17 protein-coding genes are annotated in these 17,595 nt (G+C 43.8%); 11 read left to right on the top strand and 6 right to left on the bottom strand.

All coding sequences use genetic code 11. The features are described from left to right. Positions 1-100: 100 nt before the first annotated feature. The 7 genes from NKI27_RS15855 (at position 101) to NKI27_RS15825 (ending at position 6,721) form a co-directional block, all read left to right on the top strand. Positions 101-1,195, top strand: coding sequence for a D-alanyl-D-alanine carboxypeptidase family protein (locus tag NKI27_RS15855; RefSeq protein WP_265047007.1), 1,095 nt, complete (start codon positions 101-103; stop codon positions 1,193-1,195). 90 nt (positions 1,196-1,285) lie between these two features. Beyond that, the gene (dat, locus tag NKI27_RS15850) at positions 1,286-2,146 is read left to right on the top strand and encodes a D-amino-acid transaminase (RefSeq protein ID WP_265047006.1); all 861 of its coding nucleotides are present in this window, start codon (positions 1,286-1,288) and stop codon (positions 2,144-2,146) included. A 95-nt stretch (positions 2,147-2,241) separates the two neighbouring features. After that, a complete protein-coding gene (locus NKI27_RS15845; RefSeq protein ID WP_265047005.1) occupies positions 2,242-2,511 on the top strand; it encodes an HP0495 family protein in 270 nt (89 codons plus the stop codon). A gap of 10 nt (positions 2,512-2,521) precedes the next feature. Beyond that, entirely contained in the window at positions 2,522-3,253 is a 732-nt protein-coding gene (gene lipB, locus NKI27_RS15840) for a lipoyl(octanoyl) transferase LipB (RefSeq protein ID WP_265047004.1), read from the top strand. Positions 3,254-3,276: 23 nt separating this feature from the next. After that, positions 3,277-4,275: a lipoyl synthase gene (gene lipA, locus NKI27_RS15835; protein WP_265047003.1), complete on the top strand. Its 999-nt coding sequence runs from the start codon at positions 3,277-3,279 to the stop codon at positions 4,273-4,275. A gap of 50 nt (positions 4,276-4,325) precedes the next feature. Beyond that, positions 4,326-5,723, top strand: coding sequence for an ABC1 kinase family protein (locus NKI27_RS15830; protein ID WP_265047002.1), 1,398 nt, complete (start codon positions 4,326-4,328; stop codon positions 5,721-5,723). Then, positions 5,723-6,721 (top strand): NAD-dependent epimerase/dehydratase family protein, encoded by a 999-nt coding sequence (locus NKI27_RS15825; RefSeq protein WP_265047001.1) that lies wholly within the window; start codon positions 5,723-5,725, stop codon positions 6,719-6,721. Before NKI27_RS15830 ends, NKI27_RS15825 begins: the two co-directional genes overlap by 1 nt. A 7-nt stretch (positions 6,722-6,728) precedes the next feature. Here the strand turns inward: NKI27_RS15825 and lpxC are convergent, their stop codons facing one another. The 4 genes from lpxC to NKI27_RS15805 form a co-directional block, all read right to left on the bottom strand. Then, on the bottom strand, positions 6,729-7,709 hold the full coding sequence (gene lpxC, locus NKI27_RS15820) for a UDP-3-O-acyl-N-acetylglucosamine deacetylase (protein WP_265047000.1): 981 nt from the start codon (positions 7,707-7,709) through the stop codon (positions 6,729-6,731). A gap of 79 nt (positions 7,710-7,788) precedes the next feature. Beyond that, entirely contained in the window at positions 7,789-8,826 is a 1,038-nt protein-coding gene (locus NKI27_RS15815) for an AraC family transcriptional regulator (RefSeq protein WP_265046999.1), read from the bottom strand. An 84-nt stretch (positions 8,827-8,910) separates the two neighbouring features. Then, complete coding sequence (locus NKI27_RS15810; RefSeq protein ID WP_265049541.1) at positions 8,911-9,333, bottom strand: YqaA family protein; 423 nt, start codon at positions 9,331-9,333, stop codon at positions 8,911-8,913. 44 nt (positions 9,334-9,377) lie between these two features. Beyond that, positions 9,378-11,027 (bottom strand): tetratricopeptide repeat protein, encoded by a 1,650-nt coding sequence (locus tag NKI27_RS15805; protein ID WP_265046998.1) that lies wholly within the window; start codon positions 11,025-11,027, stop codon positions 9,378-9,380. A gap of 177 nt (positions 11,028-11,204) precedes the next feature. Here NKI27_RS15805 and arfB point away from each other — a divergent pair, with 177 nt between their 5' ends. Further along, positions 11,205-11,621 carry an alternative ribosome rescue aminoacyl-tRNA hydrolase ArfB gene (gene arfB / locus NKI27_RS15800; protein ID WP_265049540.1) on the top strand — a complete coding sequence of 139 codons (417 nt, stop codon included), beginning with the start codon at positions 11,205-11,207 and terminating at the stop codon, positions 11,619-11,621. 16 nt (positions 11,622-11,637) lie between these two features. Continuing rightward, on the top strand, positions 11,638-12,330 hold the full coding sequence (locus tag NKI27_RS15795; RefSeq protein WP_265049539.1) for a pseudouridine synthase: 693 nt from the start codon (positions 11,638-11,640) through the stop codon (positions 12,328-12,330). A gap of 53 nt (positions 12,331-12,383) precedes the next feature. On the opposite strand, the gene NKI27_RS15790 is transcribed toward NKI27_RS15795, so the two are convergent. After that, positions 12,384-13,364: a mechanosensitive ion channel family protein gene (locus NKI27_RS15790; RefSeq protein WP_265046997.1), complete on the bottom strand. Its 981-nt coding sequence runs from the start codon at positions 13,362-13,364 to the stop codon at positions 12,384-12,386. Position 13,365: 1 nt separating this feature from the next. Then, positions 13,366-15,855 carry an AAA family ATPase gene (locus NKI27_RS15785; protein WP_265046996.1) on the bottom strand — a complete coding sequence of 830 codons (2,490 nt, stop codon included), beginning with the start codon at positions 15,853-15,855 and terminating at the stop codon, positions 13,366-13,368. Positions 15,856-16,064: 209 nt separating this feature from the next. On the opposite strand from NKI27_RS15785, the gene NKI27_RS15780 reads away from it, so the two are divergent. Together NKI27_RS15780 and NKI27_RS15775 are read left to right on the top strand one after the other, a co-directional pair. Then, positions 16,065-16,781 carry a YebC/PmpR family DNA-binding transcriptional regulator gene (locus tag NKI27_RS15780; RefSeq protein ID WP_265046995.1) on the top strand — a complete coding sequence of 239 codons (717 nt, stop codon included), beginning with the start codon at positions 16,065-16,067 and terminating at the stop codon, positions 16,779-16,781. Positions 16,782-16,864: 83 nt separating this feature from the next. Next, entirely contained in the window at positions 16,865-17,551 is a 687-nt protein-coding gene (locus tag NKI27_RS15775; RefSeq protein WP_265046994.1) for a pseudouridine synthase, read from the top strand. Positions 17,552-17,595: the final 44 nt, after the last annotated feature.

The raw sequence follows: 17,595 nt of genomic DNA, 5'->3' as shown, positions 1-17,595 counted from the left end.
AATTAATTGAGTCTTCTCTATGTTATCCCGGAAAGTTCCACACTTGCTCTGGCCTTTACTTTTTGTGTTCTCCGCGCTTGCGTCTATTAGCGGATATTCTATGGCACAGCCTGCGCTAATCCCCGCTCCACCTCAAATTGCGGCTAAATCATACATCCTTATGGATGCTAATAGCGGCGAGATAATTGTTGAAGAGAATGCTAAAGAGCAGTTGCCGCCTGCCAGTCTCACAAAGATGATGACCGCCTATATTGTTGAGTATGAAATGGCTCAAGGCAATGTCACCCCAGACGATGAGGTTCTGGTAAGTGTCAAAGCTTGGCGTACAGGTGGTTCTAAAATGTTTATTAAAGAGGGAACGCATGTCCCCCTAAGTGATATTTTAAAAGGTATCGTTATACAGTCGGGTAACGATGCGAGCGTTGCCGTTGCTGAGCATATTGCTGGCAGCGAAGGCGCATTCGCAGACGTGATGAATCAGCATGCTCAGATACTCGGTATGTCGGGCAGCCACTTTGTTAACGCAACAGGCTTACCGTCTGATGAACATTATTCTTCAGCATATGATTTAGCACGTTTGGCGCGGGCTATTATTCAGGACTTTCCAGAGCAATATAGCCTCTACTCTGAAAAATATTTCACCTATAACAATATTCGTCAGCCTAACCGTAATCGTCTGTTATGGCGAGACAAATCTGTTGATGGTCTGAAGACAGGGCATACTGATGCAGCGGGTTATTGTTTAGTGGCTTCAGCTAAACGTGATGATATGAGATTGATTAGTGTGGTAATGGGTACCACCAGCGAAGAAGCTAGAGCAAGAGAAACTCAGAAGTTGTTAAATTACGGCTTTCGTTACTATGAAACCCATGACCTTTATGAAACCGGGCAAGTGCTGCTTGATAGTAAGGTTTGGGGTGGTCAAAGTGATGTGCTAAATCTAGGGGTTGCGAAAGATGTGGTGGTCACAATTCCTCGCGGCCAAAAGGGTAATCTTGAGGCTGTGCTAGATGTTGATAGCGTCATAAAAGCACCGGTCAGCACAGGGCAGGAATTTGGACGTGTCAAGGTGACACTAAATGGCGAAATAGTTGTCAATGAACCGCTGATTGCGTTACAGCCGATTGAAGAGGGTGGGTTCTTTAAGCGGATATGGGACTTAATAAAGCTGTTCTTTATTGGTTTGTTCTCGTAACCTCGAGAGTCGTCTTACTTGATTAGCTAAAAGAGAGACCTTCGGGTCTCTCTTTTTGTTTAAGGGGGCCCTCCCTTAAGGAATGAGATAATGAGCATTGCGTTTTTGAATGGTACTTTTTTGCCGTTGGAAGAGGCTCGAATTTCCCCGCTTGATCGAGGTTTCCTCTTTGCTGATGGTGTTTACGAAGTTATCCCCTATTACAATGGTATCTCATTTGGTATAGAGGAGCATTTATCACGCTTACAAAGAAGTCTTGCTGAAATACGTATCCCGCTAAGCCAAACCATTGAAGAATGGGCGTCACTACTGAATGATTTAGTGGCCAAAAACGGAGGCGGAGACCTGTCTGTATATCTTCAGATTACACGGGGCGCCTATGAAACCCGTAATCATGCATTTCCGCCAGAGATTAAACCGACCATCTTTGCTATGGTGAGCCCAATCGCATCGCCTCTAGCGGCTGATGCCACCAAAGCGAAAGGGATAAGTGCCATTACCGCCCCAGATATACGCTGGAGCCGATGTGATATTAAGGCAATATCATTACTCCCAAATATACTGCTAAAACAGCAGGCTGCAGATGCAGGAGCGCAAGAAACTATTTTGGTGCGTGATAATTTCATTACAGAGTGCACCTCAGCGAATGTCTTTGCCGTTAAAAATGGTACAATCTATACCCCAGTAAATGATGCCCAGAATCTGGGTGGTATTACTCGTGATATAATTATTGGGCTCGCATTGGAGCACCAGATGCCGTTTCAAGAAATAGCGATGACGGTTGAGTTTCTTGAAGACGCCGATGAAATATGGGTGAGTAGCTCCACTCGCGAGGTTGTTCCAGTGATAGCGCTGAATGGACGCGTTGTCGGAGATGGAAAGCCAGGTATGTTATGGAAAGTGATGGCTGAACACTATCAAACGAATAAAAAGCGTATATTTACTCGATAAAGCGAGTGCGAGTCTGTTAGATGTGTGTTCACCATATAAGTTATAGTTATGTGAGCCTTAACCGCTCACGATTTATTTAAGATAGGTGCAGTAATATGAGTCAGCCTGAAGCCCCTAAAATAGAGTTTCCTTGTGATTATCCAATAAAAGTCATTGGTAAAGCCGCGCCTGACTTTCAAGAGTTTGTAATTGAAACCATTTCAGTGCATGCCCCAGGGATAGATCTTGAGCGAGTAGACATTAATGCTAGTCGTAACGGAAAATTTGTATCCGTTAGGCTCTGGATCATAGCAACGGGTAAGGACCAACTTGAAAATCTTTTTGAAGATTTAAAAGCGAGTGGTCGTGTGACGATGGTTATTTAGGATAACTTGAATGTCTTCTGACGCACTAGATCAGCCGCCTCAGCCTAACGCAAAGCAATCATTGATTGTGCGGTCTCTCGGTGTTGTTAATTATACACCCGTATGGGAGGCCATGAAGTCGTTTACCGATGACCGTAACGACGAAACGAATGATGAAATTTGGCTGTTACAGCACCCCCCAGTCTTTACGCAAGGGCAGGCGGGTAAAGCAGAGCATGTTCTTTATCCCGGTGATATTCCCGTTGTACAAGTCGATAGAGGCGGGCAGGTAACTTATCATGGTCCAGGCCAACTCATCGCCTATATTATGGTGGATATTAAACGGCGTAATATGGGGGCGCGTGCGTTAGTCTCATTAATTGAGCAAGCGATTGTCGACACGCTGTTGCTGTATGGCGTTAAGGCAGCGGCACGGCCAGATGCGCCAGGCGTTTACGTTGGCGAGGCGAAAATAGCCTCGTTAGGGTTGAGAATTAGAAAAGGGCGCTCCTTTCACGGCTTAAGTATCAATATTGATATGGACTTAGAGCCTTTTTCTCGTATAAACCCTTGTGGGTATCAGGGGATGGAAATAGTGCAGCTAAGTGCGTTAAGTAAACGAGATGCGATAGATGAGGTGCAGCCTTCTTCATTGCAAGGTCAAGCGTTGATTGATCATGTGGCCGGCATATTACAGTCGAAACTAGCGACGGCATTTGGGTATGAATCAGTGAATCATAGCCATCAGCTACCTGAATTTTAAGAACGAGCGGAATGAGTTGAACAATGAAAGAGTCGGAAAATAGCACGAGCACAGAAAAAGCTGAAGCCGCAAAAAGTAGGCGCGTAGAGACCGGTGTAAAGTTACGCGGGGCAGAGAAGGTTGCCCGCATACCGGTGAAAGTTATCGCGACTGATAAAATGCCTCGTAAGCCAGATTGGATACGTGTACGTGTTCCGGCGACCCCTCGAATTGACGAAATTAAGAAAAAACTCAGAAAGCATAAATTACACACGGTATGCGAAGAAGCGTCTTGCCCAAATTTGGGTGAGTGTTTTGGTGGTGGTACCGCCACATTTATGATTATGGGCGACATTTGCACCCGTCGCTGCCCTTTTTGTGATGTTGCTCATGGTCGGCCAAAGCCGCTTGACCAAAACGAACCAACACAACTAGCAGAAGCAATTGCGGATATGGGGCTGCGTTACGTTGTGATTACCTCTGTTGATCGCGATGATTTAAGAGATGGCGGTGCGGGCCACTTTGTCGACTGCATTAGAGAAACGCGCGTATTAAGCCCTAATATTGAAATAGAAGTATTGGTACCCGATTTTAGAGGGCGAATGGACGTTGCGCTCGATATCATGGAGCAGACGCCTCCTGATGTATTCAATCACAACCTTGAAACCGTGCCGAGCTTGTATCGTAAGGTTCGACCAGGCTCAGATTATGAGTGGTCATTAAAACTACTAAAAGAGTATAAAGCGCGGGCTCCACACGTACTAACTAAGTCCGGTTTAATGCTGGGTATCGGTGAAGAAATCGCCGAAGTTGAGCAGGTGATGGAAGATCTTCGTCGTCATGATGTTGATATGTTGACACTAGGCCAATATTTGCAGCCGAGTCGAGATCATTTAAAACTAGAGCGGTTCGTAACACCTGCAGAATTTGATGCGTTGGCAGATAAAGCGCGGGCGATGGGCTTTAAACATGTCGCCAGTGGGCCAATGGTGCGCTCGTCTTACCATGCAGATAAGCAGGCTCATGGCGAAAAAGTGAGCTAACCGTAGTCTTTATTCACTTATAAAATGGACATAGCTGAAGTTAGTTAACAATGGCAGACGATAAAAAAAACGGAACCGTTACTCGTATAAAAACGGGTAGTTTTGAGCGACGATTAAGCCTTACTAAAGCAGGGCTATTTGCCAGCACTCGAATGGCAGGCCATGTGGCAGCTAATGTGTTTACCAGTAAAGATAAACGGTTAGAACGGCGCAAAGACATGCTCTCTAAACAGGCCGAATTCTTAGTGAAAGAGCTTGGCAAACTAAAAGGTAGCGTGGTCAAAATAGGCCAAGTAATGGCGCTTTATGGCGAGCATTTCTTACCGACTGAAGTCACAGAAGCATTACATACACTTGAAGACCAAACCACAGCGCTTGAGTGGCCTGCGATAGAAAAGGTTCTGCGCCTTGAACTAGGCGATAAAACATTAGATGAATTAGTGATTCAGCAGCAGTCTATCGGGGCCGCATCATTGGGCCAGGTACATCGCGCTAGGCGTAAGTCAGACGGTAAAGAAATCTGTCTGAAGATTCAATATCCGGGTGTGGCGGATGCCGTTGATTCTGACTTGAATGCCGTCGCGCAGCTTCTAAAGTTAGCAAAGCTCGTGTCGTTTACTCGTGATTTTGACGAGTGGTTAGAAGAAGTAAGAGCGATGATGCATCGAGAAGTCGACTATACGCTCGAAGCAGAAACAACCCGACGATTTGGAGAGATGTTGCAAGACGATGATCGTTTCATCGTACCCGAAATACTGCTTGAATACTCAACGCCGCATGTTATGGCGACGTCTTATGAGCCTGGTTTGACAGTATCGAATGAGCAAGTGTTGACGTTACCCCAAGCGCGGCGAAATAAACTAGCGGTGGGCGCGTTAGAGTTATTTTTAAAAGAGTTGTTTATCTGGAAAGAAATACAAACAGACCCTAATTTCGGCAATTATAGAATTAGGCTTGCAGACGACGAGCATGCAGACGATAGAATTGTCTTGCTTGATTTTGGTGCAGTACAAAAATACCCAGACGCATTTATCGACCCTGTATGCGACATGATCTACGCCTCCTATACCCGAGATTTAAAGCGCGTTATAGCGGGCGGAATTAAACTCCATTTCATGCATGATGATTGGCCAGAGAAAGTGCTCGAAGAGTTTGGTGGCGTATGTATGGCTGTACTCGAGCCTTTGGCTGAGCGTGACATAGAAGTGCCCGATTATGCACTAAATGATCAAGGAGAGTATCGCTGGCAGCAAAGTGATCTGCCTACGCGTATTGCAAAGCGGGCCGCGATGTCGGCGATAAGTCGCTACTTTAAAATCCCACCGAAAGAGTTTGTGTTTTTAAACCGCAAACTAGTCGGCGTTTATACCTTTATATCGGTTTTGGGGGCTGAGTTTAATGGGCGAGATATACTAAAACCTTATCTAAAACGGTTTGAGAATCAATAATGCTAAGAGTGGTTTTAACCGGTGCAACGGGTTATGTAGGTCAGGCTATTCTTGACCAACTTGCGCTGCTGCCTGCGGGCACTGTGGCGGTTAGAGCGTTGGTAAAAAAAGATAAGGTCTTTCCGCCCCGTGATTTTGTTGAGGTGATTGAAGGAAACCTACCTGACCTCCCCGGTAATCTGTTTTTTGAAGAGCCGCATCTGCTTATTCACTTTGGAATCAAACAAGTCGATTTTCTTAAAACAGGCTTTTATGAAACCAACGTATTGGGCACTCATAATCTTCTGCAAGGATGTAACGGCAATACGTTGGGTGTCATCTATGGCAGCACGCTGTCAATTCAAGGTAGTCGCTCTAATGTAGGGGTTGTGGAGTCAGAGCTTGTTCAGCCAGAAACAGCGTTGGAGCGATCGAGAGCACAAGCCGAGCAACTTATTATTGAGACCATGTCTAGAGATGATAAGTGGGCATTTTGTCTCAGACCTCGATTTATTTTAGGTCCTTCCGATTCGTTATTGATGAAAGGCTTGATATTACTATCACGGCTGGGAGTTAGAGTAGGGAACGGTGATCAACAGTATTCAGTGATTACGGTTGAAGACTATGCTCAGGTCGTGGTTAAATTAAGCAGAAAAATAGCCGTTGAAAAGCAAGATGTAACGGCTGACAATCATGACTCAATAACAGAGCAACCTATCCGCTGTGCGCTCAATGTGGCCTACAAAAGGCCGGTATCATTTCAGCAAATGTTCTCTGAAATTAGGTCTGTAAAAGGCATTAATAATAGGGTCAAAACCCTCCCTTTACCTGTTTGGTTACCAGGGCTAATTAAGTGGATTCCACATACCATTGCTGAGTCAGCCGCAACCCAATTGCAGTCAATCGGGTTTAATCACTGTTGTGACGTCTCGGCACTAGAACAGCTATTGGGTGACGACATTACGCAGTTAGACGGCGTTGAAAAGTTAAAACGGCTACTTCAGCAAGAGGAAGCCTAACGTCGCTTTAAAGGACTTGGCTTAAGACTTTTTCCTTGCCGCGATCTGTAGATACTGCGTCCGTGAGTTTGTTCTCATTAGTAGATCTTGGGCCTACTAGATCGGTGTACTCCGTATAGGTCATCAATCGCCAATTTCTTTGATCAGACATTAACTTTGAAACCAACTTATGGTTTAACTCATGCCCCCCTTTATGTGAGTGATAATCCGCAATAATAGGGTAGCCAGAAAGCGCGAGGTCACCTATGGCGTCCAGAACTTTGTGGCGGGCAAACTCGGTTTTATAACGGAGTGGCTCTTGGTTAACGATAACGTTTTTATTAACCAGAATAGCGTTGCTCAACAACCCGCCTTTGATATAACCGGCTGCTTTTAACGCGTCAACCTGATGTGAAAAACCAAATGTTCTTGCGTTGGCTATCTGGTCTTTGAAATTTGAGCTGCTGGTGTCGTAGCGATAATACTGCTCTCCAATTAACGTCCCTTGGAAGTCTAAACTAACTGAAAATGACTGAGTTAAACTCGGTAGTAATACGGCTCTTTTATCGCCATTAGATACCTCAACTCTACGTTGAACCCATAGCACAGACCGTTCTTTTTCGAGTATGCGTACACCCGCTTGCTCGATATTGATAACAAAATCTCTTGCGCTACCATCTAGTATTGGAATTTCTGGGCCGTCTATTTCAACAATTACATTATCGATACCGCAGCCGTAAAGTGCAGCCATTAAATGCTCTACCGTAGAAATAGAGGTGCCAAATTCATTCGTCAACGTGGTTGATAGAATTGTATTACTGACATTATATTGCCGAGCTAATATATCTCTTTTTTCAAGGGGGACGTCCATGCGTTTGAACACAATGCCGCGAGTATCGTTACTAGGTTTTAGCGTTAGGATAGCGACTTCAGCGGAGTGAACACCAATGCCTACAAAACTAATAGGTTTGTCGATCGTTGTCTGATAGTGAGATGTTTGTGCATTCATTCTAAAACTCCTCTTTTGATAGGTTGCTATCTTACAAAGAGAAGTCAACGCGTGCGGGTCACTATGCGCCAATCACCATTCAGTTAATGCCACACACCTTTTGGTGTTGGTCGCGACGATATTGCTGAGGTGAAACACCCTGCCAGCGGCGGAATGCTCTCGCAAAGTTTGATGCATCAACGTACCCCAGTAGAAAACCAATTTCAATAATGGGCTTCTCTGACTCTTTGAGGTAGTTAACGGCGAGCTCTTCACGTGTTCGGTTAAGAAGTTTTTTGAAGCTAGAGCCTTTTTCGTGCAAGCGTCTTTGCAAGTTTCTGATACTCATATTAAGCGCTGACGCGGTTTCTTTTTGGCTAGGTACGCCGCTTGGTAACTGCTCTATTAGCGTCGATTGAACTTGAATCTCAATATCTTCTTTGTTTAGCTTTTTTAAGTAATCAATCACAATTTGGTCATTCATTCTTGCTAGGTTGGCATTAGCGGCCGGCTGAATGGTTTCCATAAATTGTCGGTCAAACACAATACAGTTACGAGCTGAGTTGAACGCTATCTCAATACCAAAGAAAGCATTAAGGCGATCTTGGCAAGACGGTTGAGGACGTTTCATCGATACTGATTTTGGAACGATTAAAGGCCCCATACTGATTTTACACATTTTGTAAAAACTGCAGATAACCGCATCGGCAGTAATGTCTTCGAGGTCTCTGTCTAGCTGTTCATGGTCAAGCACGATGCAGTAGCTATTTTTGTTCTCCTCTAATGAAAAGCGCGTCACCGTTGAAAGTACTCGCTGATAACGAACCAAACGGTTAAGACTGTCTTTTAATGTAGAGCTTGTTAGCCAAGCAAGCCCTAAACCATGTAAAACCGCGGGCTGAAAATAAGAGGCATAGGCGAGGCCAAATGCATCGTCTTGCGTTTCTTCAGCTGCTATTTTCCATATCTTTTGAATTTTTGTTACCGGTATTCGGTTGCCAGGATCATAAACATCGGAAGGTTGTATGCCTGCTTTTAGTGATATAGCGTCAAAATCTAAACCGTAACTCTGTATGGTTTGCTTTAGCACCGCTACGGCTGTTGCAAGTGTAGTGTGATGATCTTGTGAACTATTCATGGCATTGAGTGTTTATAGAGGTTATTTGAAAAATCCGTTTGATATCAGGTTAGTTGCCGCGCGCTGTATTACAAGGCAAAAGCGTTAATTGACTTGGCTGGCTAGTGCGATGACGATGCCGTAGCGTGCGCCTTTACCGATAAATACCAGTACCAAAAAGGGGAGTACGCGTACCTTCATAATGCCGGCCACAAATGTAATTGGGTCACCAATTATCGGTAACCAAGCAAAAAGAAGGCTCCATAGGCCGTACTTCTTAAAGCTGTTCTGAGCTTTATTTAAACTCTCTGGTTTGAAAGGAAACCATTTTTTATGTTGAAAGTGGAGTAAGTATCGGCCGAGCAACCAGTTAACCCAAGAGCCTAATGTGTTGCCACAGGTCGCACTGAGCCAAAGCCATAAAGGGTTAGCTCCATTCACGAGCATCACGCCTAAAATAACCTCTGAATAGAATGGAAGTAGTGTGGCGGCAACAAAGGCTGATATAAATAGCGATAGATAAGACATTGTTAACAATGGGTATCCAAATTATATTGGGTAGGGCGGGAGGTTTATGCCTTTGTTCTTTTTTTCAGATATTTTTCAAACGCTTCTTTGCGGCTGTACTCAGGGTGGTCATCTTCTAACGGTACAATAGCGTTTAGATATCCCATTGCTTCTGTAAGTGCCTTCTCGCTGCGTTTCCCCGATTCTATTAATTTTAGGGTTGCTTGAATAGCATTTAAGTTTATAGATGGGTGTTGGGGATACAGACTTAACGCTTCACGGAATGATGAGAGTGCGTGTTCGTAATCGCCTGTGTCGTAATGGTGCTTTCCTTGGCGGTTTCTTTCTGTAATCAAGACTCTTTGATGATGAGAAAGTGGAATATCTAAAATAGACTGTGCTTGATCGACTAGATGTCTATTATCTTTATGGTCAACCATAAGCTTACGAAGCATTGCTTCTGCGCTAGGGCGGTCTCCGGCGAGTAATTTTGTTTCGGCGATATCTATGATTAATGTCGGCTGCTCTGCTAGTAACTCTTTATGACGGGCTACAGCTGCATCTACAATGGCGATCGTTTCTTCATTATCGCCTTGTTTAAATTTGTCTAGCGCTCTATAGAGTGTGTCGTTTATTTTTAAAGATTCGTCATCTTCAAATTTCTTTTGACCTTCTTTAATAACCCTTCGACCGTCACGAATTCGTTCATTGATGACCTTGCTGTCGGTTTCTTCTTCGATAGCTTTTCGTAGCGAACGCGAGAACGTTTGATACTGTTTAACAGATTCTTTTAGTGTGCCTTGGGCAAGCTGAATAACTGATCGGTTGGCTTTTACTGCTGTCTCAATTTCGCCGATATCCATACTTAACTCACCTAACCAACGCTGTCTTTCTATGCTCATAGGTGAAAGTGAAATGGCTTTTAAAACAGTTGCTTGAGCTTCCTTTTTTCGGCCTTCGCGTAATTGGCAGGTAGCTAAACTATCGATAGCGGGTACGGCTAAACCGTTATTTTTAATAACGTTTTCAAACTCTTCGATTGCTTGTGCCGTATTGCCAAGTTCTGCGATACACCGAGCCCGCCCGATTTGTGCCCAAGTGACAGGGCGTTTTTCTAGCGCTTTATCAAACTGTTCTAGTGCGCCTTCAAATTGTTTGAGCTCGTAAAGTGTACCGGCTTTTTTGCGTAAAGCTAAGTTGTTGTATTTAGGTTGGCTTGCTCTTACTTTGTCTGCCTCAGCAAATGCTTCGGCATATAGTTTGTTATCTAAGGCTTGATTAAACGCTAAGAATGCATCCTGTCGCTCGACCAAGCGAGTAAGCCTCTGAATGAAGTCACCTTGGGTAAATGGCTTGGCTATGTAGCCATCTGGTTCACATTCTATTGTACCTAACACAATATTTTTGGTGCGTTCAGCCGAGACAACAATAAACAATGTTGTGTAACTAAGACGGCCGATATGCCGTAAGTCTCGGAGCAACTGTTGGCCGTTTAGGCCTGTACCAAGGTTGAAGTCACAGAGCACAATGTCATACTTTTTACGTGCTAAAAGAATAAAGGCAGATTGGTAATCATGCGCGGTATCAACTTGCTTTGCCCCAAGAGACATCAGCATATTACGTCCGATGGCAACCGAAGCGCCTAAGTCATCAATGACAATGGCGCGCTTTCCACGTAGAAGAGGTGGAGTGGATGATTTATCGGCAAGCAACATAGGCTGTTTTATATAATCCTAGCGATTAATGACGTGTTATTAAAAACTCATACTGATGAAACCTATCAGATAATCTAATTAAGGTAAAAATAATTTATCGTACTGGTATGATATAGGCTACAAACTCAATGATACTTTTAGAGTGTATATGAAAACCGAATTGTGTGGGCCGCTATGGTGCTAGAAATTACTCAGAACATATTGATAGCTGATGATGAAATAGAAATTTCTGCTATTAGAGCGCAGGGTGCCGGTGGCCAGAACGTTAATAAGGTGTCTTCAGCTATTCATCTGCGGTTCAACATAAAAGACTCTTCTTTGCCTGAATTCTACAAACAACGATTATTAGAATTAAAAGACCGGCGTATTAGTAAAGAGGGTGTCATCATTATCAAAGCTCAGCAATATCGTACTCAGGAGAAAAACCGAGAAGATGCACTCGAACGATTGCAAATGTTGGTAAAAGAGGCAGGCATAGTGCAAAAAACCAGACGCCCGACTAAACCAACCAAAGGTTCCCAAACGCGACGAATGGATAGTAAAACCCAACGGGGTAAGACTAAAGCGCTTCGAGGAAAGCCGTTTGACAGCTGAAAGGTCGTCTAAGCGTATGCGTATCGACCGGTTTATGAGTCTTCAAGCGGGGGTTAGTCGTCGTGATGTAAAGCTGATGTTGGCTCAAAAGCGTATTACTATTGATGGTGTGGTCGCTCAAGACTCTCAGCACGTGATCGATGCGTTTTCTCATGTCAGGTTCGATAATCAAATACTACAAGACAATACCCCCCGATATGTCATGATGAATAAACCCGTGGGGGTGGTAAGTGCCACTAAAGACGAGCAGCATCAAACAGTGATCGACTTGCTCGATGGGGACGATCGCTCAGGGCTTCATATCGTCGGAAGACTTGACCTCAATTCGTCAGGCTTACTCCTGTTAACGAATGATAGTCGATGGTCTAGGCGACTAATGGACCCTAAAAACAAAGTGACTAAGGTCTATCGTGTGACGCTCGAAAAACCCTTAACAGACGAATATATATCGGCTTTTGCAGACGGTATGTATTTTGGTTACGAAGATATTACGACGCAGCCGGCAAAACTGAAGATCGTCAGTGAATATGTAGCTGAGGTGAGCCTTGTAGAAGGACGATACCACCAGATTAAAAGAATGTTTGGTCGGTTTCGAAACCCTGTATTAGCCTTGCACAGAGAGCGTATTGGTCAGCTGTTATTAGACCCTGAGTTAAAGCCTGGCGGTAGTCGAGCGCTCAGCCAAGATGAGGCCTGCCAGATATCTTAGGCAACACCTTGGGTTTAACAGTCAGGCCTTCACCAAGTATCCAGTCCTTGGCTTTACGCGGCGCTTTCTGGCTGCTCTTCAACCACGACGGCTTTTTTAATTTCTCTATGTAACACTGCTGGGGGTTGTATTCCGCTTTCGGCAAACAACTTCATAACATGCAGTGTGATATCTGTTTCAAAGTCTTTTTCATATTTAGTATCTAACACGTAGGCTTTGAGCCTTAAACGGAGCGCTACACAGCTGTCGATAACCACTTGCGAAACGATGACTTTGATAGGCTTTGGTAGGTAAATGAAACGTGTGTTAGCGGCGACCTCTTGGATGATCTCTCGCGCTTTAACGACATCTTGATCGATGCCTATATGAAAATCGACCATCACTTGCATATCAACCACACCATAGTTTCCGCAAGATGTGACCTGAGCTAAGAACATATTATTGGGGATCGTCACTGTGCTGTCGTCAAGGGTTTGTAGCTTCACAGAACGAAGGCCAATGGCAATAACATCACCATACTGGTCACCAAAATTAATGCGGTCACCGACTTGAAACGGACGATCAAACATAATCATGATGCCCGACATTAAAGAGGCTGTAAGGTCTTTTAGTGCAAATCCTAAGGCTACAGCACCGGTACCACTCAAGATCACTAGAATCTCTTTGCTAACCTTAAAACTGAGTAGTACCACACTGACGATAGTAGCGATGTAGACCGCAAAATGAAAAAAAGCACTGATTTTTTGAATGAGTAGGCGCTTGTCTGCAAAAATACTACCTAACTTCTCAACAAGACTGTCGGCAAATCTCAGGATGATCCAACTGGCTAAGATGACAAAAAAAGAGGCGACTAAGCCTTCCCATCGGAACATTTCAAGCATTGTTGAAACTGGATCATTTTGAGTGACGGCTTCTTCTGATGACTTATTGGCAAAGGCGTTAATAGGGGCGCAGAGTATCAAAAACAACCATATCGTTAACCGACGTAACATGGCTGTGCACGAATTAAATAAACGGGAGGTTTGAATCATCATATTATCCATAACTCCTAGGCATTAGGTTTTGGCGGGCTAATACTTTCATAATGACCTTTCTCCAATACCAGCTAAGTTGGTAATAATCATTGTCAATAACGTCAATCCATCGATTAAAAATAGCGAGCTGAATAGCGCCTTCCACTTCTTGTCGGTGTATTTGTAGGCTTTTAACGATATCGTCTATTGTAATGATCTCAGATTGACAAATAACACGTAAGACTAGCAGTAGTGTGAGGCTCGCGTTGTCCAGTGCATCAGATGTGGGTAAGCGAGGCAGGCGAGCGATGACCTTTTCATTTTTATCTAGGTAAAGCGACTTAACCCATAAACCTAGCGCAACTTGTGGGTTGCCGGTTGCCGCGCCGTGCAAAATGCGTATAAACCCTGAGAACGCTCTTTCTGCAGGGTCATCGAAATTATTGTCGTCATACTGTCGAGGGATCACTACATTTGAAAAGTCCGGCGTTATCTCTGCGGCCTCGCAGGAGTTTTTGATCAAGGTGGCAATTTGGTCAACGGTCCAAAGAGGTATTTTAAGAGCAGATTTGTCAAATATTCGATCAGCTCTGGCCCTTAAAATGTATTGCCAAGTTGATGAGTTGAGTGACATCACACAGAGTAAATTGGGTGCATGGGTAAATATCTCGGTTAACTTATCGAGGTTATCTTGGCTACCGACACAAGGGCGAATTAACCAGTGCAAATTATCAATGACTAATACTTCAATGTTCTTCAATCTGAGTTCTTCGTATACGATGCGGCGGGTAGGTTCCTTAGATTCAACATGAAGCTTTCGCGCAAGCTCTTGAATGAGTGCATCAAACCCTTCTTTTGGGCACGAGACCATAATGGAACGTTTTTCCATTGCCTTGGTGGCCCGTTGCAGTAATGTGGTTTTACCGACACCGGTTTCACCCACAACAATAATTGCACCGCCTGGTCCGTTTTCTGCGCGTGAAAGAATCGACTTAAGTGCAGAACTTGCTTGCAGTTCCATTATGGTATTACCGCAGTCGAGTAATTTCTGCTCAAGCTCTGCTGGCAGCGGTTGGGCATCTGGATCGACTTTTTGTTTTTGATAAGCCTTTGCCATTTCTAAACCCAAAAGGCTTTCAAGCATTTGTTGGCCGGTATTAAAGTTTGCGATCCAGTCTATAAATAGCTTACTCGCGTTTATTTTTAATAGATAAGCAGCCCCCATAAAACTGTAAAGAATGCCGAGTAGACCTTTATGTTTTTCTTGCACAGCTTGGGTAACAAAATTTTGTTGCGATTCATCTTCGCACTCTTCTTGTATCGTGGCGTCCCATATCTTGAGTAAGCTAAGTAACAATGCAACGAACAATATTTGGTTGCAAAGAATCATCCAACTGTAGAGTGTACCTTCGCCTAAATAATTGGAAATTAGCTGTAAACTTAAACCTGTAAAAACAACCCATACACCAAAATATCTTAATGAACGAAGAATTAACGTCCCTCGCTCTTCTTTTAATGATCGAGACGCTCGAGAAATTATGGCAAGCGTCAGTAGCACACCCATCCAAATAATCATAATCCAGTTGACGAACACCTTCGCGACTTCAATAAAAAAGGTCAGGCTAGGGCTATCTACAAAGCTAAATATAATATTTAAGAATACTAGCCATCCTACGGGGCTTTTAACCTGATCAAAATACCAAACTAGCTTGGTTATCCTTAATTGGCGCTTGGTTCTAGGTGTTTTTTTCATCAAGCTTTTGCGTAAACTAATAAGCCCTTCGGGTGCCCAACGAAGCCAGTACTTGAACACAATAATGATCAATATAAGCTTTAACAAATGTCCAATTGCGGGGATAGGCGCTGACATACGCTCAGTGATGAGAGATTTGATAAAAGTGGGCAGTTCGTCTACTCGGTAATGGAGCGTGACTTTAAGAAAGGCGACCTCTCTATAAAGCTGATTGACGCCATTAAGCCCGGTGCCAATCGCTTCGCGTTTTGAGTTTTTTGTCATGTATTCTAATACCCGAAGGCGGCCTGAATAGAGAATATCAATGACGTTGTAAATATCTTTTTGCGTATTGGCCGGCGTATAAGGCGCATTGGAGCGTCTTGGCTGTGGACGCGTGGTATTTTTAGTGTCCCAGCTTTGTTGTGTGTATCTATTGATGTTGCTGTCTAATGCATTACTGAGCTCGAGGTAGAGTGTGTAGGCATTGTGAGATTCACTATTACCCCAGTCGTTAATGTTTTTATCTATCTTGGCTAGCCAGTAACGGGCCTCTGAAGGTTTAACGACGGGGGACGACGACTGGGTTAAACCGTTGGGTGTGTCTGAAGAGGGTATGTTGGCGATAGGGATGGTACGAGCAGGATTGACATACTTTATGTCGTGTGTGTTTTGCAGGCCCAACTGTCCAGTTGTTTTTTCGTCCTGCGCCCAGATGATTGTTGAGCACAATAGTATCAAGACGCTGACTAAAAGCTGCGCACTAGCGTTTACCTTCATGGAGTAGAACCCGTTTGCTGACAAGAGGTGGTTATTTTTATAAAAAATGATCATAAAACTATAGCACGATACAGCAAGGGAGTGCCTTGTCATCAAAATTGTTGCGTGTACGGTCTGCTGATTTGGTAGAAAAACGTGTTAATATGGACCATATCTTGACTTAAGCGTGATTTACAGCGCTCTAACTACATTATTTATGGAGCAGATTAATGGGCAGAGCCTATCAAAACCGTAAGGAATCAATGGCTAAAACCTCAGATGCGAAAGCGAAGGTTTATAGTAAGTATGGCCGTGAAATATATGTATGCGCAAAAGCGGGCGGTACTGATCCCGACGGAAACTTGGCATTACGTGGTTTGATTGAGCGGGCAAAGAAAGATCAAGTCCCTACTCATGTTATCGATAAAGCAATTACCAAAGCCTCAGGCGGTGGCGGAGAAGACTTTTCGCCTGCACGTTATGAGGGTTACGGGCCTGGAAACAGCATGGTTATTATTGACTGCCTAACCGATAACCCAAACCGAACTTTTGGCGATGTGCGCCAGTGTTTCACTAAAACAAAATGCAAAATTGGTACTCAGGGCAGCGTTGCTCACATGTTTGACCATGGTGCATTGTTTGTTTTTGCCAGTGAAGACGAAGAAACAGCACTTGAAGCATTAATGGAAGCCGATGTGGATGTGATCGACATTGAAAACGAAGATGGAAAGATTACCGTTATAGCGCCTCATACCGACTACTTCAAAGCTAAACAAGCTTTGATGGATGCGTTTGAAGGTGTGGATTTTGACGTTGATGAAATTCAATTCTTACCTCATAACACCATGAAAATTGAAGGTGATGATGTCGAAATGTTTGAGAAGTTTATGGACATGCTGAACGATGTAGATGATGTTCAAAACGTTTATCACAACGTAGAGCTTTAAGTATTTCTACTCTTCCTATCTTTGTTAATTATAGTCTCTACTTTATCGCCCTGATGATGTAGAGACATTAATGCTGCCTCTCCATGCGTCTTGATAGATTTGTTTGTAAAAGTACTGACCTCATTCGGCCTGATGCGATTGCCTTGATTAACAACGGTAGGGTGGTGGTTAATGGCGAAGTAATTATTAATGAAGCGACTCAGGTGCATGAAAATAATTGCATTATGCTCGAAGGTCAACGACTCACCCCTCGGCCTTCACGTTATATTATGGTTCACAAGCCTCTTGATACCATCTGTTCAAATGTAGATGAGGGGTATTTATCTCTATTTCATCTTATCAATATAGAGCGAGCGTTTGATCTGCATATTGTTGGCCGTCTAGACACTGACACAACAGGCTTAGTCTTGGTCACGGATGATGGTCGTTGGTCTTACAATATTATTACACCAAAGAAACAATGCAAAAAAGTGTATCGGGTCGGCTTACGAGACCCTGTGTCGAGTGACACTGCTTTGTTATTTCAGCTGGGTCTTCAATTGCAGGGTGAAAAGTCGATGACATTACCTGCTGAATTAGAGGTAATTTCACCTAAAGAGGTATTGTTAACCATCACTGAAGGCCGGTTTCATCAAGTGAAGCGTATGTTTGCTGCAGTAGGTAATCGTGTGGTGTCGTTACACCGGCAGAGTATTGGTGAAATTAACTTGGACATCGAGCTAGGGCAATGGCGTCACTTAACCCCTGACGAAATAATGTATTATAAATAATGTGGTATATGCTAACGGTTTAGATAACGTTGAATATTAGGATA

The sequence above is a fragment of the Alkalimarinus alittae genome, from assembly GCF_026016465.1.
GTDB lineage: Bacteria > Pseudomonadota > Gammaproteobacteria > Pseudomonadales > Oleiphilaceae > Alkalimarinus > Alkalimarinus alittae.
Note: the sequence above shows the minus strand (reverse complement) of the source record. Positions and strands in the feature narration are given on the sequence as shown.

Coding starts and splice junctions, on each gene's coding strand:
- NKI27_RS15815 (WP_265046999.1), bottom strand. CDS start 8,826: ATGAATAGTTCACAAGATCATCACACTACACTTGCAACAGCCGTAGCG.
- lpxC (WP_265047000.1), bottom strand. CDS start 7,709: ATGAATGCACAAACATCTCACTATCAGACAACGATCGACAAACCTATT.
- lipA (WP_265047003.1), top strand. CDS start 3,277: ATGAAAGAGTCGGAAAATAGCACGAGCACAGAAAAAGCTGAAGCCGCA.
- NKI27_RS15795 (WP_265049539.1), top strand. CDS start 11,638: ATGCGTATCGACCGGTTTATGAGTCTTCAAGCGGGGGTTAGTCGTCGT.
- NKI27_RS15785 (WP_265046996.1), bottom strand. CDS start 15,855: ATGAAGGTAAACGCTAGTGCGCAGCTTTTAGTCAGCGTCTTGATACTA.
- NKI27_RS15805 (WP_265046998.1), bottom strand. CDS start 11,027: ATGTTGCTTGCCGATAAATCATCCACTCCACCTCTTCTACGTGGAAAG.
- NKI27_RS15830 (WP_265047002.1), top strand. CDS start 4,326: ATGGCAGACGATAAAAAAAACGGAACCGTTACTCGTATAAAAACGGGT.
- NKI27_RS15790 (WP_265046997.1), bottom strand. CDS start 13,364: ATGATGATTCAAACCTCCCGTTTATTTAATTCGTGCACAGCCATGTTA.
- NKI27_RS15775 (WP_265046994.1), top strand. CDS start 16,865: ATGCGTCTTGATAGATTTGTTTGTAAAAGTACTGACCTCATTCGGCCT.
- NKI27_RS15780 (WP_265046995.1), top strand. CDS start 16,065: ATGGGCAGAGCCTATCAAAACCGTAAGGAATCAATGGCTAAAACCTCA.
- lipB (WP_265047004.1), top strand. CDS start 2,522: ATGTCTTCTGACGCACTAGATCAGCCGCCTCAGCCTAACGCAAAGCAA.
- NKI27_RS15845 (WP_265047005.1), top strand. CDS start 2,242: ATGAGTCAGCCTGAAGCCCCTAAAATAGAGTTTCCTTGTGATTATCCA.
- NKI27_RS15855 (WP_265047007.1), top strand. CDS start 101: ATGGCACAGCCTGCGCTAATCCCCGCTCCACCTCAAATTGCGGCTAAA.
- dat (WP_265047006.1), top strand. CDS start 1,286: ATGAGCATTGCGTTTTTGAATGGTACTTTTTTGCCGTTGGAAGAGGCT.
- NKI27_RS15825 (WP_265047001.1), top strand. CDS start 5,723: ATGCTAAGAGTGGTTTTAACCGGTGCAACGGGTTATGTAGGTCAGGCT.
- NKI27_RS15810 (WP_265049541.1), bottom strand. CDS start 9,333: ATGTCTTATCTATCGCTATTTATATCAGCCTTTGTTGCCGCCACACTA.